The 18,751-nt window shown below is 70.2% G+C and carries 17 protein-coding genes; 14 read left to right on the forward strand and 3 right to left on the reverse strand.

Going from position 1 to position 18,751, the window contains the following annotated elements; all coding sequences use genetic code 11:
• The first annotated feature begins 38 nt into the window (after positions 1–38).
• From accD to VF584_16420, 11 genes are all read left to right on the forward strand, one after another.
• Positions 39–926, forward strand: coding sequence for an acetyl-CoA carboxylase, carboxyltransferase subunit beta (gene accD / locus VF584_16370; protein HEX8211751.1), 888 nt, complete (start codon positions 39–41; stop codon positions 924–926).
• Positions 923–2,212: a folylpolyglutamate synthase/dihydrofolate synthase family protein gene (locus VF584_16375; GenBank protein HEX8211752.1), complete on the forward strand. Its 1,290-nt coding sequence runs from the start codon at positions 923–925 to the stop codon at positions 2,210–2,212. The genes accD and VF584_16375 overlap by 4 nt, the downstream gene beginning before the upstream one ends.
• A 109-nt stretch (positions 2,213–2,321) precedes the next feature.
• Positions 2,322–2,723 carry a DUF559 domain-containing protein gene (locus tag VF584_16380; GenBank protein ID HEX8211753.1) on the forward strand — a complete coding sequence of 134 codons (402 nt, stop codon included), beginning with the start codon at positions 2,322–2,324 and terminating at the stop codon, positions 2,721–2,723.
• 180 nt (positions 2,724–2,903) lie between these two features.
• On the forward strand, positions 2,904–4,196 hold the full coding sequence (locus tag VF584_16385) for an adenylosuccinate synthase (GenBank protein HEX8211754.1): 1,293 nt from the start codon (positions 2,904–2,906) through the stop codon (positions 4,194–4,196).
• Positions 4,197–4,284: 88 nt separating this feature from the next.
• Positions 4,285–5,388: a histidinol-phosphate transaminase gene (gene hisC, locus VF584_16390; protein HEX8211755.1), complete on the forward strand. Its 1,104-nt coding sequence runs from the start codon at positions 4,285–4,287 to the stop codon at positions 5,386–5,388.
• The gene (gene hisB, locus VF584_16395) at positions 5,385–5,981 is read left to right on the forward strand and encodes an imidazoleglycerol-phosphate dehydratase HisB (GenBank protein ID HEX8211756.1); all 597 of its coding nucleotides are present in this window, start codon (positions 5,385–5,387) and stop codon (positions 5,979–5,981) included. Before hisC ends, hisB begins: the two co-directional genes overlap by 4 nt.
• Positions 5,978–6,601: an imidazole glycerol phosphate synthase subunit HisH gene (gene hisH / locus VF584_16400; GenBank protein ID HEX8211757.1), complete on the forward strand. Its 624-nt coding sequence runs from the start codon at positions 5,978–5,980 to the stop codon at positions 6,599–6,601. The genes hisB and hisH overlap by 4 nt, the downstream gene beginning before the upstream one ends.
• A gap of 127 nt (positions 6,602–6,728) precedes the next feature.
• On the forward strand, positions 6,729–6,968 hold the full coding sequence (locus VF584_16405) for a hypothetical protein (protein HEX8211758.1): 240 nt from the start codon (positions 6,729–6,731) through the stop codon (positions 6,966–6,968).
• 1 nt (position 6,969) lies between these two features.
• Complete coding sequence (dapF, locus tag VF584_16410) at positions 6,970–7,851, forward strand: diaminopimelate epimerase (protein ID HEX8211759.1); 882 nt, start codon at positions 6,970–6,972, stop codon at positions 7,849–7,851.
• Positions 7,842–8,606: an imidazole glycerol phosphate synthase subunit HisF gene (gene hisF / locus VF584_16415; protein HEX8211760.1), complete on the forward strand. Its 765-nt coding sequence runs from the start codon at positions 7,842–7,844 to the stop codon at positions 8,604–8,606. Before dapF ends, hisF begins: the two co-directional genes overlap by 10 nt.
• 108 nt (positions 8,607–8,714) lie before the next feature.
• A complete protein-coding gene (locus VF584_16420) occupies positions 8,715–9,857 on the forward strand; it encodes a hypothetical protein (protein HEX8211761.1) in 1,143 nt (380 codons plus the stop codon).
• A 263-nt stretch (positions 9,858–10,120) separates the two neighbouring features.
• Here VF584_16420 and VF584_16425 read toward each other — a convergent pair whose 3' ends face one another.
• The 3 genes from VF584_16425 to VF584_16435 form a co-directional block, all read right to left on the reverse strand.
• Complete coding sequence (locus tag VF584_16425; protein HEX8211762.1) at positions 10,121–11,998, reverse strand: gamma-glutamyltransferase; 1,878 nt, start codon at positions 11,996–11,998, stop codon at positions 10,121–10,123.
• Positions 11,999–12,459: 461 nt separating this feature from the next.
• Positions 12,460–13,530 (reverse strand): LptF/LptG family permease, encoded by a 1,071-nt coding sequence (locus VF584_16430; GenBank protein HEX8211763.1) that lies wholly within the window; start codon positions 13,528–13,530, stop codon positions 12,460–12,462.
• Positions 13,527–14,942 (reverse strand): LptF/LptG family permease, encoded by a 1,416-nt coding sequence (locus VF584_16435; protein ID HEX8211764.1) that lies wholly within the window; start codon positions 14,940–14,942, stop codon positions 13,527–13,529. Before VF584_16435 ends, VF584_16430 begins: the two co-directional genes overlap by 4 nt.
• Positions 14,943–15,054: 112 nt before the next feature.
• Here VF584_16435 and VF584_16440 point away from each other — a divergent pair, with 112 nt between their 5' ends.
• The 3 genes from VF584_16440 to pilB all read left to right on the forward strand — a co-directional run bounded on the left by VF584_16440 (position 15,055) and on the right by pilB (position 18,419).
• Positions 15,055–15,969 (forward strand): M28 family peptidase, encoded by a 915-nt coding sequence (locus tag VF584_16440; protein ID HEX8211765.1) that lies wholly within the window; start codon positions 15,055–15,057, stop codon positions 15,967–15,969.
• Complete coding sequence (locus VF584_16445) at positions 15,966–16,604, forward strand: ComEA family DNA-binding protein (protein ID HEX8211766.1); 639 nt, start codon at positions 15,966–15,968, stop codon at positions 16,602–16,604. The genes VF584_16440 and VF584_16445 overlap by 4 nt, the downstream gene beginning before the upstream one ends.
• 102 nt (positions 16,605–16,706) lie before the next feature.
• The gene (pilB, locus tag VF584_16450; GenBank protein ID HEX8211767.1) at positions 16,707–18,419 is read left to right on the forward strand and encodes a type IV-A pilus assembly ATPase PilB; all 1,713 of its coding nucleotides are present in this window, start codon (positions 16,707–16,709) and stop codon (positions 18,417–18,419) included.
• Positions 18,420–18,751 lie beyond the last annotated feature (332 nt).

Raw genomic sequence — 18,751 nt, forward strand, 5'->3', positions numbered from 1 at the left:
TTCCCACATCCCCCATCCCTAATCCCTAATCCCCACCAATGGCCTGGTTCCGCAAACCCAAGACGCGCCTGCAGGCGGCCGACCGGCGCGACCTTCCCGGCGACGTGTGGGAGAAGTGCCCTGCGTGCGGGGACATCCTGTACCGCGAGAAGCTCAAGGAGAACTGGAACGTCTGCCCCACCTGCGCCCACCACATGCGGCTGCCGGCCAACGGCTACGTGGCGCTGCTGGTGGACGAGGGGACGTTCCGCGAGCGCGACCGCGACCTGCGCTCGGCCGATCCGCTCAAGTTCGTGGATCTCAAGGCCTACAAGGACCGCCTGGCCGCCGCCGAGCGCAAGAGCGTCCATGGCGAGGCCGTCATCACCGGCGAGGGGAAGCTGGACGAGATCCCCGTGTCGATCGGCGTGATGGACTTCGCCTTCATCGGCGGGTCGATGGGCTCGGTGGTGGGGGAGAAGCTGGCGCGCGCCGGGCTGCGCGCGCTGGAGAAGCAGCAGCCGCTGATCATCGTCTCCGCCTCCGGCGGGGCGCGGATGATGGAGGGGATCTTTTCGCTGATGCAGATGGCGAAGACCTCCGCCGTGCTCGCGCAGATGGACGAGGCGGGGCTCCCCTACATCTCCATCCTCACCGACCCCACCACGGGCGGCGTCACGGCGTCGTACGCCATGCTGGGCGACGCCAACCTGGCGGAGCCGGGTACGCTGATCGGCTTCGCGGGGCCGCGCGTGATCGAGCAGACGATCAAACAGGAGCTCCCCGAGGGCTTCCAGCGCGCCGAGTTCCTGCTGGAGCACGGGATGCTGGACCGCATCGTCGACCGGCGGAGCATGAAGCGCGAGGTGTCGCGCCTGCTGCGGCACATGCTGGCGCTTCCCGCGCCGGAGGACTTCGCGCTGAACATGGCTCCCGACGCCCCGTGACGCGCGCGGACGTACCCGGGGCCTGGCTCTTCGCCCGGCCCACGGGCGGCATCCGCTGGGGTCTGGAACGGACGGAGGCGCTCCTCGCCGGTGTGGGTGATCCACACCGGCGTTTCCGTGCGCTCCACGTGGGCGGCACCAATGGCAAGGGTTCGGTATGCGCCCTCTGCGCCGCCGCTCTGCGCGCCGCCGACCCGCGCCGCACGGTGGGCCTCTACACGTCGCCGCACCTGATCTCCTTTGCGGAGCGCATCCGCATCGGCGGCGCGGCGGTGGAGCGCGACCTCCTGCTGGCGTGCGAGGCGCGCCTGCGTCCCGCCATCGAGGAGTCGGGCGCCACCTTCTTCGAGGCCACCACCGCCATCGCCTTCCTCTGCTTCGCCGAGGCGGGTGTGGACGCGGCCGTGGTGGAGGTGGGGCTGGGAGGGCGGCTGGACTCCACCAACGTCATCACCCCGGTCGCGACCGCCGTCACCAACGTCGGCATCGACCACACGGAGTACCTGGGCAACACCCCCGGCGAGATCGCGTGGGAGAAGGCGGGGATCTTCAAGCCCGGCATCCCCGCCATCGCCGGCGAGACGGAGCCGCTCCCCCTGGGCGTCCTGCGCCGCCGCGCGGAGGAGGTCGGCGCCCCCTTCTTCGCGCTCGATGACGCCGCGCGCGTGGACGACGTGCGCCTGTCGCTGGAGGGCACGCGCTTTCGCCTGGCGTCCGCGCGCTGGGGCGAGCGCGAGGTGCACACGCCGCTGATCGGCGCGCACCAAGCCCGCAACGCCGCCCTCGCCGCCGAGCTGCTGGGCATCCTCCCCGACGATCTGCGGCCGGGGTGGGACGCGGTGGAAGCGGGGCTGGCGGGGGTGCGCTGGCCGGGGCGGATGCAGGTGGAGGTGAGGAACGGGCTCACCTGGGTGTTCGACGTGGCGCACAACCCCGACGGCGTCGAGTCGCTGGCCGCCGCGCTGGACGCGCTGGATCTTCCGCGTCCGCGCGTCCTCCTCGCGGCCATCCTCTCGGACAAGGACTGGCGCGCCATGCTCCCGCCACTCGCGGCCCGCGTGGACGCCGTCGTGCTCACCGTCGCACCCACCGCCCCCGACTCGCGGCGCTGGGACCCGGAGGCGGTGGCGGCGTCGCTGGAGGTGCCGCCGGGGGTGGCGGTGCGGGTGATCCCCGACTTCTCCGCGGCGCTCCAGCGGGTGACGACGATGGCGCCGTACGGCACGGTGCTGGTGACGGGGTCGGTGCACACGGTGGGGGATGCGCTGGGGGAGCTGGGGGTGTGAGGGGCCCCCTCCCCCGCTCGTTCCTCGCGACCCCTCCCCCAAAACTGCCTGGGGGAGGGGTGGTGGTCCGGGTTGGTTCCCGTGGGCGTGATCCGGGGTATCTGTATGGATGAACTCCAACAGGATTCGGAAGACGACGCCTGAGCTCGACGCTCGGGCGAAAGAGCTGCGGCGGCGGGAAACGCCGGCTGAGCGGGTGTTGTGGCGGCGGTTGCGGAGGGCGCAGGTGATGGGGTACAATTTCCGGCGACAGCACCCGGTCGGGCGCGCCATCCTCGACTTCTATTGCCCGAAGGGACGCCTCTGCGTGGAGCTGGACGGGCCGATCCACGACCGCACGCGGAACTACGATGCCGCGCGCGACGCCAACCTCGCCGCCCACGGCGTCAGGGTCATCCGCTTCCGCAACGACGAGATCTTCGCCGACATCGAAGACGTCCTCGCCCGCATCCGCGCCGCGCTTCCTCCGCCGTGCGCACCGGAGCACGTCGATCACCCCTCCCCCAGGTAGTTTTGGGGGAGGGGTCGCGAGGAACGAGCGGGGGAGGGGGCCCCCGCCGTCCACGTGTTGACACCGCCATCCCCCGCGCCCTACATTCGCCACAGGATACGTCGAGCGCGGTCCCACCTTTGCGGCGGGCCCGCGCTTTTGTGCGCAATGCGCCCGGATTCCTTTGGTACAGCGTCCGAGATGACTGGCAAGAACGGCTGTGTGGTGATCGTGGGCTCCCAGTGGGGAGACGAGGGGAAGGGGAAGATCGTCGACGTCCTCGCGGAGGAGGTGGACGTCGTCGCGCGCTACCAGGGCGGGGCGAACGCGGGGCACACCGTGCACGTGGGGACCGAGGAGTTCATCCTCCACCAGATCCCCTCCGGCATCCTGCACCCCAACCGCCGCTGCCTGCTGGGGAACGGAGTGGTGCTCGATCCCTTCCAGTTCTTCCAGGAGCTGGACAAGCTCACCGCGCGCGGCATCGACGCCGCGCCGCGCGTGGGGGTCAGCGGGCGGGCGCACCTCCTCCTGTCGTACCACAAGCTCCTGGACCGTGCCGCCGAGCAGCACCGCGGCGCCGGGAAGATCGGCACCACGGGGCGGGGGATCGGGCCGGCGTACGAGGACAAGGTGGCGCGCCAGGGGATCCGCGTGGCCGACCTGCGCGATGCCGCCCGCGCCGAGGAGCGCCTGCGCGCCGCCGCCGTGCGCGTCAACGAGCGGCTCTCGCTGCTGGCCACGGACGAGCGGGTGGATGCGGACGCGCTTGTGGCGGAGGTGATGTCGATCCGCGACCGGCTCCTCCCCATCATGGTCGATACGGGGCGCGTGATCCACGACGCCATCCGGGCCGGCGAGCGCGTGCTGCTGGAGGGCGCGCAGGGGGCGCTGCTGGACGTGGACCACGGCACCTATCCGTACGTCACGTCGTCCAACACCACGGCCGGGGGCGCGGCGCTCGGCGTGGGCGTGGGCCCGACGGCGATCAGCGAGGTGTACGGGGTGGTGAAGGCGTACACGACCCGCGTGGGTGAAGGGCCGCTTCCGACGGAGTTTCCGTCGCCGATGCAGGAGCAGATCCGCGACCTGGGCGGCGAGTACGGTGCCACCACGGGGCGGCCGCGGCGCTGCGGGTGGTTCGACGCGGTGGTGGTGCGCTACGCGGCGCGCGTGAACGGGCTCACCGGGCTCGCCGTCACCAAGATGGACGTGCTGGACACGCTCCCCGAGCTCAGGATCGCGGTGAGCTACCGGGCGGGCGGGGAGTCGCTGGAGGACTTCCCCGGCGACCTGGGGCTGCTGGCGGAGGCCCAGCCGGAGTATGAGACGATGCAGGGGTGGCAGACTTCCACCGCCGATGCGCGCCGCTGGGACGACCTGCCGCCGGCCGCGCAGGCGTACCTGCGCCGCATCGAGGAGCTGACGGAGGTGCCGATCCGCTACGTGTCCGTGGGGACGCGCCGCGACCAGATCATCCACGTGGAGCGATGACCCGTCCCGGACGTGCTCGTGGATGGCACCGGAAGGGCGCGGCAATGGGGCCGCGCCCTCCGCTCGTTTTTCGACCGGGAAGAACGCGTTGACCGATCTGGACGCCGATGCCGTCCTCGCGCTGGTGAAGCCCTCCGTCCGTGCGATGGGGGCCTACACCCTGCGCCCGTACGAGCCGCGCATCAAGCTCAATCAGAACGAGAACCCCTGGGACGTTCCGGACGAGGTCAAGGCGCGCATCGCCGCCATCCTCGCGGATCGGCCGTGGAACCGCTACCCGCCCTTTGTCGCCTCCAACTTCATCGCCGCGGTGGCCGAGGCGACGGGGTGGCCGGCGGAGGGGATCCTGGTGGCGAACGGATCGAACGAGCTGATCCAGTCCGTGCTCGCGGTGGTCGTGGGGCCGGGGACCTCCGTCGTCATCCCCGAGCCGACGTTCACGCTCTACCGGCTGATGACGGAGGTCAACGCGGGCGAGGTGGTCTCCGTGCCGCTCGCCGCCGACCTGCGCTTCGACGTGGACGCCATCATCCGCGCCGCGCGGGAGAGCCGGGCGGCGGTGGTCGTGCTCTGCACACCCAACAATCCCACGGGCGCGGCGCTGTCGCTCGACGAGATCTCGCACATCCACGACGAGGCAAGCGGGCTGGTGCTCGTGGACCAGGCCTACGTGGAGTTCGGCGGCGCGGACGCGATCTGCCTGCTCGATTCGCACCCGCGGCTCGTCGTGCTGCGCACCTTCAGCAAGGCGATGGCGATGGCGGGGCTGCGCGCCGGCTACATGCTGGCGCACCCCGCGCTCACGGCCGAGGTGAACAAGGCCAAGCTGCCGTACAACGTCAACTTCTTCACCGAGGTCGCCGCGGCGGAGGTGCTGCGGGCCCGGCATCTGCTGGAGCCGGGGGTGGCGAAGCTGCGAGACGAGCGCGACCGGCTGATCCGCGAGATGTCTGCGATCCCCGGCCTGCGCGTGTACCCCAGCGAGGCGAACTTCTGGGTCTTTCGCGTGGAGTCGCCCAACATCACCCACACGCAGCTCTTCCAGCGGCTGCTGGATGAGCACGGAATCCTGATCCGCGACGTGAGCAAGTACCCGATGCTTAAGGATTGCCTGCGCGTCAACGTCGGCGCGCCGGAGGAGAACGACGCCTTCCTGGGCGCCGTCCGCGCGATCATGGAGGAGGCGCGATGAGCCGCGTGGGCACGAGGGAGCGGAGCACGCGCGAGACGCAGATCCGCGTCCGCGTCGACCTGGACGGCACGGGAAAGGCCGAGGTGAGAACCGGCGTCGGCTTCTTCGACCACATGCTGGACGCGCTGGCCCGCCACGGGATGTTCGACCTGGAGGTGGAGTGCACGGGTGACCTGCACATCGACGCGCACCACACCGTGGAGGACGTGGGGATCGCGCTGGGCGGCGCCTTGCTGGACGCGCTGGGCGACAAGCGCGGCATCGTGCGCTACGCGGATGCGACGGTGCCGCTGGACGAGGCGCTGGTGCGGGCGGTGGTGGACGTCTCTGGCCGCCCCTTTCTGCACTTCCACGTGCCGCTCCCCGCCGGCCAGCCGCGCATCGGCGACTTCGATGCGGCGCTGTCGGCGGAGTTCTGGCGCGGGTTCGCCATGGAGTCGCGGCTGACGATGCACCTGGACGGCATCCGCGGCGACAACGCGCACCACGTGGTGGAGGCGACCTTTAAGGCCGCCGCCCGTGCGCTGGACGCCGCCACCGCGCTCGATCCGCGCCGCGCGGGCGAGGTGCCCTCGACGAAAGGGGCGCTGTGAAGCCCTCCATCGTCCTGCTGGACTACGGGGCGGGGAACCTGCGCTCCGTAGCCAAGGCGTTCGAGCACGAGGGCGCCGAGGTGACGCTGACCTCCGACCCCGCCGTGGCGCGTGGCGCGGAGCGGCTGGTCCTTCCGGGCCAGGGGCACTTCGGGCAGTGCATGACGAGGCTGGAGGAGAGCGGGCTGGGCGACGCGGTGCGCGAGTTCATCGGCACGGAGCGCCCCTTCCTGGGGATCTGCGTGGGGATGCAGCTCATCTACGACGCCAGCGAGGAGGCGCCCGGCATCCCCGGCCTCGCCCTGATCCCCGGCACGGTGAAGCGCCTGCGCACGGACCTCCCCCTGCCGCACGTCGGCTGGAACTCGGTCGAGTTCGTGCGCATGGCGGAGGGCGACCCCGTGCTGGAGGGCGTTGCCGGCCCCAAGCCGCGCTACTTCTACCACGTCCACTCCTACGGCGTGCTGGAAGCCGACGGCGAGCACGTCCTCGGCCGCTGCACCTACGACGACGCGTTCGCATCCATCGTGCGGCGCGACAACGTGTGGGGCATCCAGTTCCATCCTGAAAAGAGCCAGGAGGACGGTTTGCGCATCCTGGGCAACTTCGCGCGCCTATGAACTGCCGTTTCACACAGAGCCGCAGAGGAAAAAGAGAGAACACTGTGGGAGAACCAACCCTCTCTGCCTTTCTTGTAGTTTCCTCTGTGTCTCTGTGTGAGGCCCCACAAGATCTCCGGGAGGTCCCATGACTGAAGAAGAAGGACCGCGCTTCGCCTACGCGATGGACACGCTGCTGATGGAGGTCGGTCGCCTCAACCGGGTGATCCGCCGGCTGCAGGAGACCCCGTCCGCGGACCCGATCGAGCGGGCGGATCGGGACGGCGTAATCACGAACCTGATGCAGCGAATCGTCGAGATCTTTGAAGCGATCGACGCGCTCGGGACGGCGCAGGGCGGCGAGGACCAGCCTTCCGACGAGGAGTGAGATGGCGGAGTTCTACAAGGGCCACGGGCTCGGCAACGACTACATCGCGCTGGAGCTGGACGGGCTCCCATTCGACCTCACCCCGCCCGCCGTGCGCCTGCTGTGCAACCGGCACACCGGCGTAGGGTCGGACGGGGTCCTGGGGCGCACCGGGTCGACGGCGGCGGACTTCGGGCTGCGCATCTTCAACCCCGACGGCAGCGAGGCGGAGAAGAGCGGCAACGGGCTGCGCATCTTCGCCGCGTACCTGCTGGAACGCGGCGAGGCCAGCGTCGGCGTGCCGTTCAGCGTGGAGACCCCCGGCGGCATCGTGGGGATGACCGTCGTCGGCGCCATGGGCGGCGGGGTGCTGATGGTGGAGGCGGAGATGGGGACGGCCGCGTTCCGCAGCACGGACGTGGGGCTCGCCGGCGACGAGCGCGAGGTGGACAACGAGGCGCTGGAGCTGGAGGCCGGCGACGCGGTGCTCATCAACACCGTCTCCATCGGCAACCCGCACTGCGTCGTCTTCATGGATGAGCTGGACGTGGAGGACCTTCGCCGCCGCGCCCCGCAGATTTCCACGCACCCGGCATTCGCGCGCGGCACCAACGTGCAGTTCGCCGTCCCGCTGGAGCCGGGCGCGGTGGAGGCGTGGGTCTGGGAGCGCGGGGCGGGGGAGACGCGCGCATCCGGCTCCAGCGCCTGCGCCGTCGCCGCCGCCGCGGTGAGACGCGGGATGGTCACCGAGCGCAGCGTGGAGGTGCGGATGCCCGGCGGCTCGCTGCACGTGGACGTGCGCGACGACTTCTCGCTGCTGTTGCGCGGCCCGGTCGAGGGCGTGTACCGCGGGACGCTGGGCGAGGGGATGGTGGCGCGGCTGCGGGAGCTGTCATGGGGCTAGCGAAGCGCATCATCCCCTGCCTGGACGTCAAGGAAGGGCGGGTGGTGAAGGGGATCCAGTTCGAGGGGCTGCGCGACGCCGGCGACCCCGTGGAGCAGGCGATGCGGTACGACGCCGAGCGCGCGGACGAGCTCTGCTTCCTGGACATCACCGCGTCGCACGAGGGGCGCTCGTCGATGCTGGAGGTGATCCGCCGCACCGCCGAGTCGATCTTCATCCCCTTCACCGTGGGCGGCGGCGTGCGCTCGGTGGAGGACTTCGTCGCCATCCTCGGCGCCGGCGCGGACAAGGTGACGGTGAACACCGCGGCGCTGGAAGACCCGGCGCTGGTGGCGCGCGCGGCGGAGCACTTCGGCTCGCAGTGCGTGGTGGTGGCGATCGACGCGCGGAGCAGCGAGTCGTCCGGGAGCGGCTACGAGGTCTTCACCCACGGCGGGCGCCGCGCGGCGGGGCTCGACGCGGTGGAGTGGGCGCGCCGCGTGGAGTCGCTGGGCGCGGGAGAGATCCTGCTGACCTCGATGGACCGCGACGGGACGCGCGACGGCTACGACCTGGAGCTTCTCCGCGCTGTGAGCGGCGCCGTGCGGATTCCCGTGATCGCGTCGGGGGGCGCGGGGGCGCTGGAGCACCTGGATGCGGGGCTCGCCGCGGGGGCGCACGCGGTGCTCGCGGCCTCCATCTTCCACTTCGGCGAGTACACGCTGGCCGAGGCGCGGCGCTACCTTGCGGCGCGCGGGCACGCAGTTCGCGAATAGAACGGGCGCGCTGCCACGAACCTTGCAGGAGCGCCGCCGATCCGCATGCGCGGAAGGGTGCAGAGCTGACAGTCGCGGCCCGTGAGCCGCTCATCGAGGGAGATTGCCGTGACGGAAACTAGATCGTTCTGGAAGGCGCCCGCCGCCGCTCTCCTGGTGGCGGCGCTTGCCGCGTGCGGCGACGACGCCGGAAACGGGGGCGAGGCGAAGGGGAAGGCCGGCGCCGCCGCCAAGGGCGGCACGGGAGACACGGCCGCGGCGCAGCAGGCTGCGGGTCCGCCCCCGCAGTTCAAGCTCGGGAACACGGCGGCGCAGGCGCAGCAGTGCCTGGAGCAGCGGCAGCAGCGCCTGACCGCCGCGGCCAACGCGCTCAAGGCAGACTCCGCGGCCAAGCGCCCGGGCGCGGGGAAGAACCCGGCCTTCGCGGTGGAGCAGGGGTGGTACCCCAAGATGCCGGCGTTCAGAGACGGCGCCATCCTCCCCTGCAACCGGGTCATCGTCTACTACGGCAACCCCGCCTCCAAGAAGATGGGCGCCCTCGGCGAGTTCCCGCGCGACGAGATGCTCGCGCGCCTGCAGCGCCAGGTGGCCCAGTGGAAGGAAGCCGACCCCAACACGCCGGTCGTCCCCGGCCTGCACCTGATCGCGGTGGTGGCGCAGGGCGATCCCGGCCCGTCAGGCAAGTACCGCACGCAGATCCGCGACGCGGTGGTGGACTCGATCCACAAGATGGCGCAGTCCATCAACGGCGTCCTGTTCGTCGACGTGCAGGTGGGTACGGACGACATCCGCAGCATCATGCCGCGCTTCGACTCCATCCTGAAGGCTCCGGACATCCACTTCGCGGTGGACCCGGAGTTCTACATGCGCGGCGGCGTGGTGCCGGGGCGCAAGATCGGGACGATGTACGCGGCGGACATCAACTGGGTGATGGACCGGCTGACGCAGATCGTAAAGGAGAACAACCTTCCGCCCAAGATGCTGATCATCCACCGCTTCACCCGCGGCATGGTGCCGGACGTGCAGAACGTCCGCCTGCGCCCGGAGGTGCAGCTGGTGCTGCACATGGACGGGTGGGGCGCGCCGTGGCTGAAGTACGACTCGTACCGCGACTACGTGGTGCGCTACCCGGCCCAGTTTACCGGGTGGAAGAACTTCTACCACAACGACACCAAGAAGGGCGACCCGCTGACCACCCCGCGGGACCTCCTGCAGCTCTGGCCGGAGCCGCTGTACATCCAGTATCAGTAAGCCCTCTCCCCGCTCGTCACCTCGCTGCCCCTCCCCCAAACTGCTGGGGGAGGGGCGGTTTGCGTGCGGCGGTGCGGGGTGCATCGGCGGCGCGGGGTCGGGCACGGGCAGCCACGCGGGGCGGCCCCTACAAGATCACGTTGCGGACGGGCGGGGTGGCGGTTTCGCGCATTGCAGGGCGTGGAAGCACCGCGCGGAGGGCCGCGATCTCCCCCCTCTCCCAGCAGTTTGGGAGAGGGGGGCAGGGGGGGTGAGGGCCTCCCTCACCACGCGATCCCGTAGTCCTCGCCGTGGATGCTGGAGCCGCCCCAGAACGTGCCGTGCGCGCGGTCGAAGAAGATGCCGTTGATGGGGCCGGAGGTGATCTTTTCAAAGGTCAGCTCGTAGCCCATGCGCTGGAGCTGCGCGCGCACCTCGGGCGGCGTATTCTCGGCCAGGAGGATGCGGCCGGGGCGCGACTCGTGGCCGCCGAACGAGGCGCGCAGCTGGAAGGAGTTGATGTTGGGCGCCTCGGCGGCCTCCTGCGCGTTCATCCCCCACTCCACCACGTTCAGGAAGTACTGCAGGAGGTTCTGGTCCTGGCTGTCGCCGCCCTGCACGGCGAAGGAGAGGTACGGCTTGCCGTCCTTGAGCGCCATCGAGGGGGTGAGCGTCACGCGCGGCTGCTGGCCGGGGCGCAGGACGTTGAACGGCCCCTCGGCGGGGTCCAGCACGAAGCTCTGCATCCGCTGGCTGAGCCCCACGCCCGTGCGCCCCGCGATCACCGCCGGCACCCACCCGCCGCTCGGCGTCACCGACACGACCCACCCCTCCGCGTCCGCCGTCTGGATGGAGGTGGTCCCCAGGTAGAAGCTCTCGTCGAAGGAGAGCGACGCGCGCGGCGGGGCGGAGATGCTGTCGCCCACGGGTCGGCGGTTGTGCCACTCGCGGAGCTCGCGTGTGAACGGGTTGCGCCCGTTCTGGAACGGGTACGGGTCGCCGGGGCCGATCAGCGGGTCGTTGCGTTCCGGGTTGAAGAGGCGGCTGCGCTGGCGCGCGTACTCCTTGGAGAGCAGCCCCTCGAGCGGCTCCGCGGGCGGGAACGCCGGGTCGCCGTAGTAGAAGTCGCGGTCCGCGAAGGCGAGGCTCATCGCCTGGTAGAGGGTGTGGATGTAGCGCGGCGAGTTGTACCCCATCGCCTTGAGGTCGAAGTTCTCCAGGATGTTGAGCGCCTGGAGCATCGCCGGGCCCTGCGTCCAGGTGGTCAGCTTGTAGACCTGGATCCCCTTGTAGTCGGTGGAGACCGGCTCCTCGATGCGCACGCGCCAGCGGTCGAGGTCCTGCAGGGTAATGAGCCCGCCCTCCTCCTGGACTCCGCGCACCAGCTCGCGCGCGATGTCGCCGCGATAGAAGCGGTCGTAGGCGGCCAGGATCGCCTCCTTGCGGCTGCGCCCCTGCCGTAGTGCGTTCTGCTCCGCCTCCACCATCTTGCGTAGCGTGGCGGCCAGCTCCGGCTGCCGGAAGATCTCGCCGGCCCGCGGCGCCTCCCGCGCCTCGCCCGCGTGCGGAAGCATCACCGAGCGCGAGTAGCGCCACTGGCGGATGCGCTCCTTGTTGCGCTCGATGCTGTTCGCGGTCTGCGCCTCGATGGGGTACCCGTCCGCCATCTGGATGGCGGGGGCGAGCACCTCCGCCAGCGACAGCTTTCCGTACTCGGCCAGCATCACCAGCAGCCCGCCCGGCGTCCCGGGCGTGACGGCGGAGAGGGGGCCGTACTCCGGCGGGTACGCCATGTTGCGGGCGCGGAAGAAAGCGGGCGTGGCGCCGGTGGGAGCCACGCCCAGGGCGTTGATCCCGATCACCCTTCCGGTGTGCGGGTTGTAGATGAGCGCCTGCGTCTCGCCGCCCCAGCTCAGCACGTCCCACATGGTGGAGGTGGCGGCGAGCATGGCGCACGCGGCGTCCACCGCGTTGCCGCCCTTGTGGAACATCGCCGCGCCGGCGGTGGCGCCCAGCGGCTTCCCGGTGATCGCCACCCAGTGCCTGCCGTGGAGCACGGGCTTGGCCGTGCGCTGCCCCGCCTGCGCAACTGCCGGCGCCGCGGCCAGCGCCGCCAGCAGCAGCGCCCCTGCCGACCTGCGGATCTCTCGGGCGAGTGCCATCGAGTGTTTCTCGCGTTTGTTGGTGATGTGCGTGTGTGCTTGACGAAATAGCGGGTTGCGGGCGCGGGGGCCAGGGCGGACCCCTCACCCCCCCGGCCCCCCTCTCCCAAACTGCTGGGAGAGGGGGGAGATCGCCTCCATGGGCGCGGGTGCCTCCGCATCGGGAAACGCATCGATCCGATAGGGGCGCGATTCATCGCGCCCACCCTCGCCCCCACCTCGTCCCCCGCCGTTCGCCCCGTTGCGGGTAGGGGCAGACCTGCGTGTCTGCCCGCCCTTGCCCCCGCCTCTGACCCCCGCCCTCCGCACCCAAACCTCGTAGGGGCCGCCCCACGTGGCTGCCCGTGCCATCCCCCGCGCCGTCTCATGCCGCCCGCGCCCATGCACGCTAAACGCCCCTCCCCCAGGTAGTTATTGGGGGAGGGGCCGCGAGGTGACGAGCGGGGGAGGGGGCCCGCCCCCTACGTCCGCACCCTTAACATCAGCACCATCCCCGCCACCAGGAACAGCACGTTGGGCGCCCAGGCCGCCCACACCGGGTCCACGGCGCCGCTGCTGCCCATGGCCTTGCCCACGCGGAAGAGGAGGAGGTAGATGATGGTGACGCCCAGCGAGATCCCCACGCCGTACGCGGTGCCGCCGCGCTGCGACGAGGTCACCAGCGGCGCGCCGAAGATGATGATCACGATCACCGCCACCGGGATCGCCAGCTTCTGCCCGCGCTCCACGCGCAGCGGGTTGGCGTCGCCGCCGGAGCGCTCGATGGCGCCGATGAAGCGGCTCATCTCCGCGTAGCGCATCTGCTCCGGCTCCTTGGGCTCGCCCAGGAAGTCCTCTGGCGTCTCCACCAGGCCGGGAACGCGCAACGTGTCGAAGCTCGCCGTCACCTCGCGGCCGTCGGCGTGCAGGATGCGCGTGTAGCCACGGTACAGCTTCCAGCCATCCTTTTGGGTCCACGAGGCGCGCTCGGCCATGCGGTGGATGCCGGGCTGCCCGCGCGCGGCGTTGCGCTCCATCGTCACCTGGTTCATCTCGCCGCCCGCCGGGTCCAGGCGGCGCACCGTGAGGACCCCCTCGCGCTCCGTCTGGTACACGAAGTTGAGGCGCGGGCCCTGCGACGACGTGGTCTGCTCCCCCATCAGCACCGCGCGCTTACCCAGCGTGATCGGCACCAGCTCGCTCAACCCGAAGGCGATCCCCACAAGGATCACCCCCAGCATGGCGACAGGGAGGAAGAGGCGGTAGAAGGAGATTCCGCCGGCCTTGGCGGCGGTGATCTCCTGGTGGCGCGTCATCCCGCCGATGGTGAACACCGTGGCCACCAGCGCCGCGATGGGGAAGCCGTACAGCACGAACTGCGGGTAGAAGTAGACGTACGACAGGAGCAGGCGGCCGCCCGTGATCCCCTTGTCGATGTACTTGTCGATGTTGTCCGTGACGTCGCCGATGATGAAGAGCAGCGGCAGCCCCAGCACCAGTCCGACAAAGGTGCCCACGAACTGGCGGATGACGTAGCGCGACAGGATGCTCACGCCCGCACCTTCCCGCGCCGCGCCCCAAAGTCGCGCAGCGCCTGCATGATCCCGTCCCACGTGCTGTTGCGGGCGGTGGATGTCTCACGGCCCACGGTGGCCATCCCGAACACGCCCACGATCGTCATCAGCACGTTGACGATCCACATCGCCACCCACGGTCGCATGAGGCCACGCCCCGCCAGCGACTCGCCGCCGATCAGCCCCACGTAGTACACGGAAAAGATCACCATGCTGGTGGCGATCACCATCCCGATTCCCCCGCCGCCGAAGCGCAGCGCCAGCGGCACCCCCACCAGCACGAATACGAGCGACGCGACGGCGATCGAGTACTTCTTGTGGATCTCCACCTGGTAGTCGCCGATCTCTCGCGTCAGGTCCGCGGCGCGGCGGCGGGATGCCTGCAGCTCGTCGGCGGCGCGGCGCGCCCGCTCGCGCGCGTCGCCCGACTCGGACGAGATGAACCCGGAGCTGGGCGCCACCACTTTGGGCGCCTCGCGCCTGGCGCCCGGAAGAACGAGCGCCAGGTCGCGCACGGCCACTTCGCGGGCGCGCTTGAGCGACTCGCGCCGGTCGCGCGCCAGGGTGTCCACGTGCGCGGCCAGCATCCCGATGGTCATTTCGCGCTCGCCGCGGTAGCTGCCGCCGCCGCTGCCGTCCACCTGCAGCAGGTTCCCCACGCCGGGGATGCCGAAGCGCTGCTCCTTGAAGTCGATCCTGCGGAACACCCTGGGATCGTCCACCGACACCTCGCGCATGTGCCCGTCGAAGAGCCGCATCACCAGGTCGGTCTGCGCGCGGTTGAAGAGGGCGCGCCCCGAGTCCGCGTAGATGGTGCGCACGGTGGACGGGTTGGTGACGTCGTAGATGGAGACGTCCCACAGCCGGTTGGTGCCCGGCTCCACCCGCGCGGCGCGCATGTAGAACACCTGCCCCGTGGCGTTGGAGGGGGCGATGCGGTTGAGCGTCTGCGGCTCCAGGATCAGCGTGGGCGTCTTGCGGGCGATGTCCAGGTAGAGCTGGCTCCACTTGAAGTTCGACTCGGGGAGCACCCGGTCGTTGAACCAGATCATGACCCCCGTGATGATCGTCGCCGCCACCAGCAGCGGGGCGAGGAGGCGGCGCAGGTCCACCCCGCTCGCCTTCAGCGCCATGATCTCGTTCTCGGCGGTGAAGGTGGAAAAGGTGTAGAGCACCGCCACCAGCACGGCCATGGGGAAAGTGAGCGCAACGGCGGCCGGAAGCGCCAGCACAAAGAACTCCAGGATCACGTCCACCGGGAGCCCCTTGCCGGCTAACTCCGCCAGCCGCTTGGCCAACGTGTTGATCAGCACGACCCCGGTCAGCGCCACGAAGGCGAAGACGAGGGGCCCCAAGTGCGCCCGGAGCAAGTATCGGGTCAGGATTCGCATCATTTTATCACGAGGACTTGCCGGGTTTTCCGGCCATATCTAACATACCCCACGCGCCGGATCGGTTCAACCGCGCGGCCCTCCTTCAGCCCCCGCAAGCGATTACCATTCCGTGAGTAACGTCCTCCGCGCATTCTGCGCCGTCACGTTCGCCGCGCTCGCCGCCTGTGCCGGCGACAAGCCGCCCGAGCCGCGCCCGTTCGACGCCAACCTGGCGTGGGCGCACCTGGGAGAGCAGCTCGCCTTCGGGCCGCGGGTGGCGGGGCTCCCTCCGCACGAGCGGCAGCTTCGCTGGATGAAGGACCAGCTCGGCTTCCGCGCGGACACCGTGGTCGTGCAGCAGTTCACCGCGCGCGTGGGTGGGAGGACGCTGCGCCTCGCCAACGTCTTCGCGCGCTGGCGCCCGGAGGCGAAGGAGCGCGTGCTGCTGGTGGCGCATTGGGACTCCCCGCGCCACGCCACGCGCGATCCCGAGGAGCACCTCCAGCGGCGCCCCGTCCCCGGCGCCAACGAGGGCGCATCGGGCACGGCGGTGCTGATGGAGCTCGCCCAGCTCTTTCACGAGGTGCCCCCCGCCGTCGGCGTCGACATCCTGCTGACCGAGGGCCTGGAGCGCGGGGAAGGGGGGACGGGGCTGGGCACGCGGCACTTCCTGGCGAACCGCCCCGAAGGCTACCGTCCGCGCTGGGCGGTGTACGTGGACCGCGTGGGTGACCGTGACCTGCGCATCCCGATGGAGGGCGCCTCCGCGAAGGCCGCCCCGGAAGCGGTGCGGCGGGTGTGGGAGGTGGCGCGCGAGGTGGGGATGGACTCCGTCTTCCAAGCGCGCACGGGGGAGGCGCTGGAAGGCGAGCACCAGCTGCTGGCCGCCGCGGGGATCCCGACGGTGGCCGTCATCGATCCGGAGCACGGGCGGCAGAACGAGCTGTGGCGCACCACCGACGACGCCATCGACCAGGTGCGCCGCGAGAGCCTGGGCGCGGTGGGCGCCGTGCTCTCCGCGCTGGTCTACCGGGAGCGGCTATGAGTGTGACGCCCCAGGAGCGTCTCGCGCTGGGAGTGGTGGCGCTCCTCCTGGCAGCGGGTGCAGGTGCGCGCGTCCTCCGCCCCGCGCCCGCCCCGGCGTCGTGGAACGCATCCGCCGGCGAGGACGCGGCCGCCGGCGCGCGCCTGCGCTCCTCGACGGCCGACAGCGTGAAGCGCAACGAGCACCGCGCCCGCCCACTCGCCGCGAACGAGCGGCTGGACCCCAATACCGCGCCCGCCGACGAGCTCCAGCGGCTCCCTCGTGTCGGCCCCGCTCTGGCGGAGAGGATCGTCGCGTGGCGCGCATCGCACGGCCCCTTCCGCTCGCTGGGCTCCATCGACTCCGTTCCCGGCATCGGCCCCTCGCTCCTGGCGGGGATTGCGCCGCACCTGGCGCTCCCCGCCGCGCCCGCGATGGCTAAAAGCGTGCGCTCGCAGGCCACTGTGGACCTCAACACGGCGAGTGCGGCGGAGCTGGACGCGCTGCCGGGGATCGGCCCGGCGCTGGCGGAGCGGGTGGTGGCGTACCGTGCGGAACATGGCCGGTTCGGCACGGTGGACGAGCTGGCGAAGGTACCGGGAATCGGGCCTTCGCTGGTGTCGCGGGTGCGGGGGCAGGCCCGCGTTACCCCTTGACATGGCATAGAGTTACCCGCAAACTTCCATCCCGTACCCATCCAGACGCGCCGCCCCGAAACGCCCCTTCCGGGGGCCGCGCAGCTATTCCCACCGAGGCCTATGGCAGTCTCCGCCCCCGCTGCTGACCGCATCGGCGAGCAGCTCGTACGCGAAAACCTCATCAACCAGGAGCAGCTCTCGCGTGCCCTGGACGACGCGCGTGCCAACGGGACGCGGGTCGGCTTCTCGCTGGTGAAGCTCGGCTTCCTGGCCGAGCAGGACCTGGTGCGCGCCCTGGCCCGCCAGCACCGCGTGCCGGCCGTGGACCTGGAGCGGGTGAAGCTGGACCCCCGCATCCTGAAGCTGATCCCCACCGAGATCGCCACGAAGCACCAGGTGCTGCCGTTGCGCCGCGTGGGGCGCACGCTCACGGTGGCGATGTCCAACCCGACGGACCTGGGGGTGATCGACGACCTCAAGTTCATCACCCGGCTGGACATCGAGCCCGTGATCGCGGGGGACTTCACCCTCAAGAAGACGATCGACCGCGAGTACGAGCAGTCCGACGAGCGCATCACCGACCTGCTCAAGCAGATCGAGCTGGACGACATCGAGGTGATGGAGGACCGCGAGGAGGAGATGTCCGCGGTCGCGCTGGCCGCCGCGGTAGACGAGGCACCGGTCGTAAAGCTGATCAACGGCATCCTGACCGACGCGGTGCAGAAAGGAGCGTCGGACATCCACTTCGAGTGCTACGAGAAGGACATCCGCGTCCGCTACCGCGTGGACGGCGTGCTGCAGGAGATCATGCGGCCGCCCATGAAGATGAAGGCGGCGCTGATCTCCCGCTTCAAGATCCTCTCGGACCTCAACATCGCGGAGCGGCGCGTGCCGCAGGACGGGCGCCTCAAGCTGCGCCTGGGGAAGCGCGTCATCGACTTCCGCGTCTCCACCCTCCCCACGCTGTTCGGGGAGAAGATCGTGCTGCGAATCCTGGACAAGGGGAACCTGACGCTCGACCTGGAGAAATTCGGGATGGAGCCGAAGGCGGAGCAGGACTTCATGCACGCCATCATGAACCCGTACGGGATGGTGCTGGTCACCGGCCCCACGGGCTCCGGAAAGACGACGACGCTGTACAGCGCCCTTTCCAAGATCAACACGAACGAAGTCAACATCATGACCGCGGAGGACCCGGTCGAGTACAACCTGCACGGCATCAACCAGGTGCAGGTGCGTACCGACATCGGGATGACCTTTGCCGCGGCGCTGAAGGCGTTCCTGCGCCAGGACCCCAACGTCATCATGGTCGGCGAGATCCGCGACCTGGAGACGGGGAGCATCGGCATCAAGGCCGCGCTCACGGGCCACCTGGTGCTCTCCACGCTGCACACCAACGACGCCCCCTCCACCATCACGCGTATGGTGGACATGGGGATCGAGCCGTTCAACGTGGCCTCGGCGGTCAACCTGATCACTGCGCAGCGCCTGGTGCGCCGCATCTGCAGCGGCTGCAAGGAGCCGGTCACCTACCCGGAGGTCTACCTGCGCGCCGCCGGCATCGACCTGGACGAGGCCGCCGCGATGACCTTTTACCGGGGCAAGGGCTGCGATACGTGCAACGGCTCGGGCTACAAGGGCCGCCAGGGCCTCTACGAGGTGATGGCGATGTCCCCGGCTCTCCGCCGCATGATCCTGCAGGAAGCCTCCACCGCCGACCTCCAGGCCCAGGCCATCGCCGAGGGCATGCTGACGCTACGCATGGACGGCATGCAAAAGATCGCGCGCGGCGTCACGACGCTGGAGGAAGTGATCAAGGAGACGGCGGCGTGATCTGAACCGCGGTGCCTAGTGCCTGGTGCCTGGTGCCTGGTGCCTGGTGCCTGGTGCCTGGTGCCTGGTGCCTAGTGCCTAGTGCCTAGTGCCTAGTGCCTAGTGCCTAGTGCCTAGTGCCTAGTGCCTAGTTGCGAAGTCGCGGTTACTTGGCACTGAGCACTTGGCACTAAGCACTTGGCACTCGGCACTTTCTTTTCCTGGCACGCAACTTGGCTACATAACCCTCGCAAATACAGAACATCGCGCCGTGACGCGCATTCCGGCCGTGCACTCCGCGGCATCTTGCAAGGGATCTTGCACGGTGCACGAGACGGCCCGGCGCGCCAGGG

Origin of the sequence: Longimicrobium sp. (assembly GCA_036389135.1) — a bacterium.
Classification (GTDB): Bacteria; Gemmatimonadota; Gemmatimonadetes; order Longimicrobiales; family Longimicrobiaceae; genus Longimicrobium.

Coding starts and splice junctions, on each gene's coding strand:
- accD (HEX8211751.1), top strand. CDS start 39: ATGGCCTGGTTCCGCAAACCCAAGACGCGCCTGCAGGCGGCCGACCGG.
- VF584_16380 (HEX8211753.1), top strand. CDS start 2,322: ATGAACTCCAACAGGATTCGGAAGACGACGCCTGAGCTCGACGCTCGG.
- VF584_16385 (HEX8211754.1), top strand. CDS start 2,904: ATGACTGGCAAGAACGGCTGTGTGGTGATCGTGGGCTCCCAGTGGGGA.
- hisB (HEX8211756.1), top strand. CDS start 5,385: ATGAGCCGCGTGGGCACGAGGGAGCGGAGCACGCGCGAGACGCAGATC.
- VF584_16405 (HEX8211758.1), top strand. CDS start 6,729: ATGACTGAAGAAGAAGGACCGCGCTTCGCCTACGCGATGGACACGCTG.
- dapF (HEX8211759.1), top strand. CDS start 6,970: ATGGCGGAGTTCTACAAGGGCCACGGGCTCGGCAACGACTACATCGCG.
- hisF (HEX8211760.1), top strand. CDS start 7,842: ATGGGGCTAGCGAAGCGCATCATCCCCTGCCTGGACGTCAAGGAAGGG.
- VF584_16425 (HEX8211762.1), bottom strand. CDS start 11,998: ATGGCACTCGCCCGAGAGATCCGCAGGTCGGCAGGGGCGCTGCTGCTG.
- VF584_16435 (HEX8211764.1), bottom strand. CDS start 14,942: ATGCGAATCCTGACCCGATACTTGCTCCGGGCGCACTTGGGGCCCCTC.
- VF584_16445 (HEX8211766.1), top strand. CDS start 15,966: ATGAGTGTGACGCCCCAGGAGCGTCTCGCGCTGGGAGTGGTGGCGCTC.
- pilB (HEX8211767.1), top strand. CDS start 16,707: ATGGCAGTCTCCGCCCCCGCTGCTGACCGCATCGGCGAGCAGCTCGTA.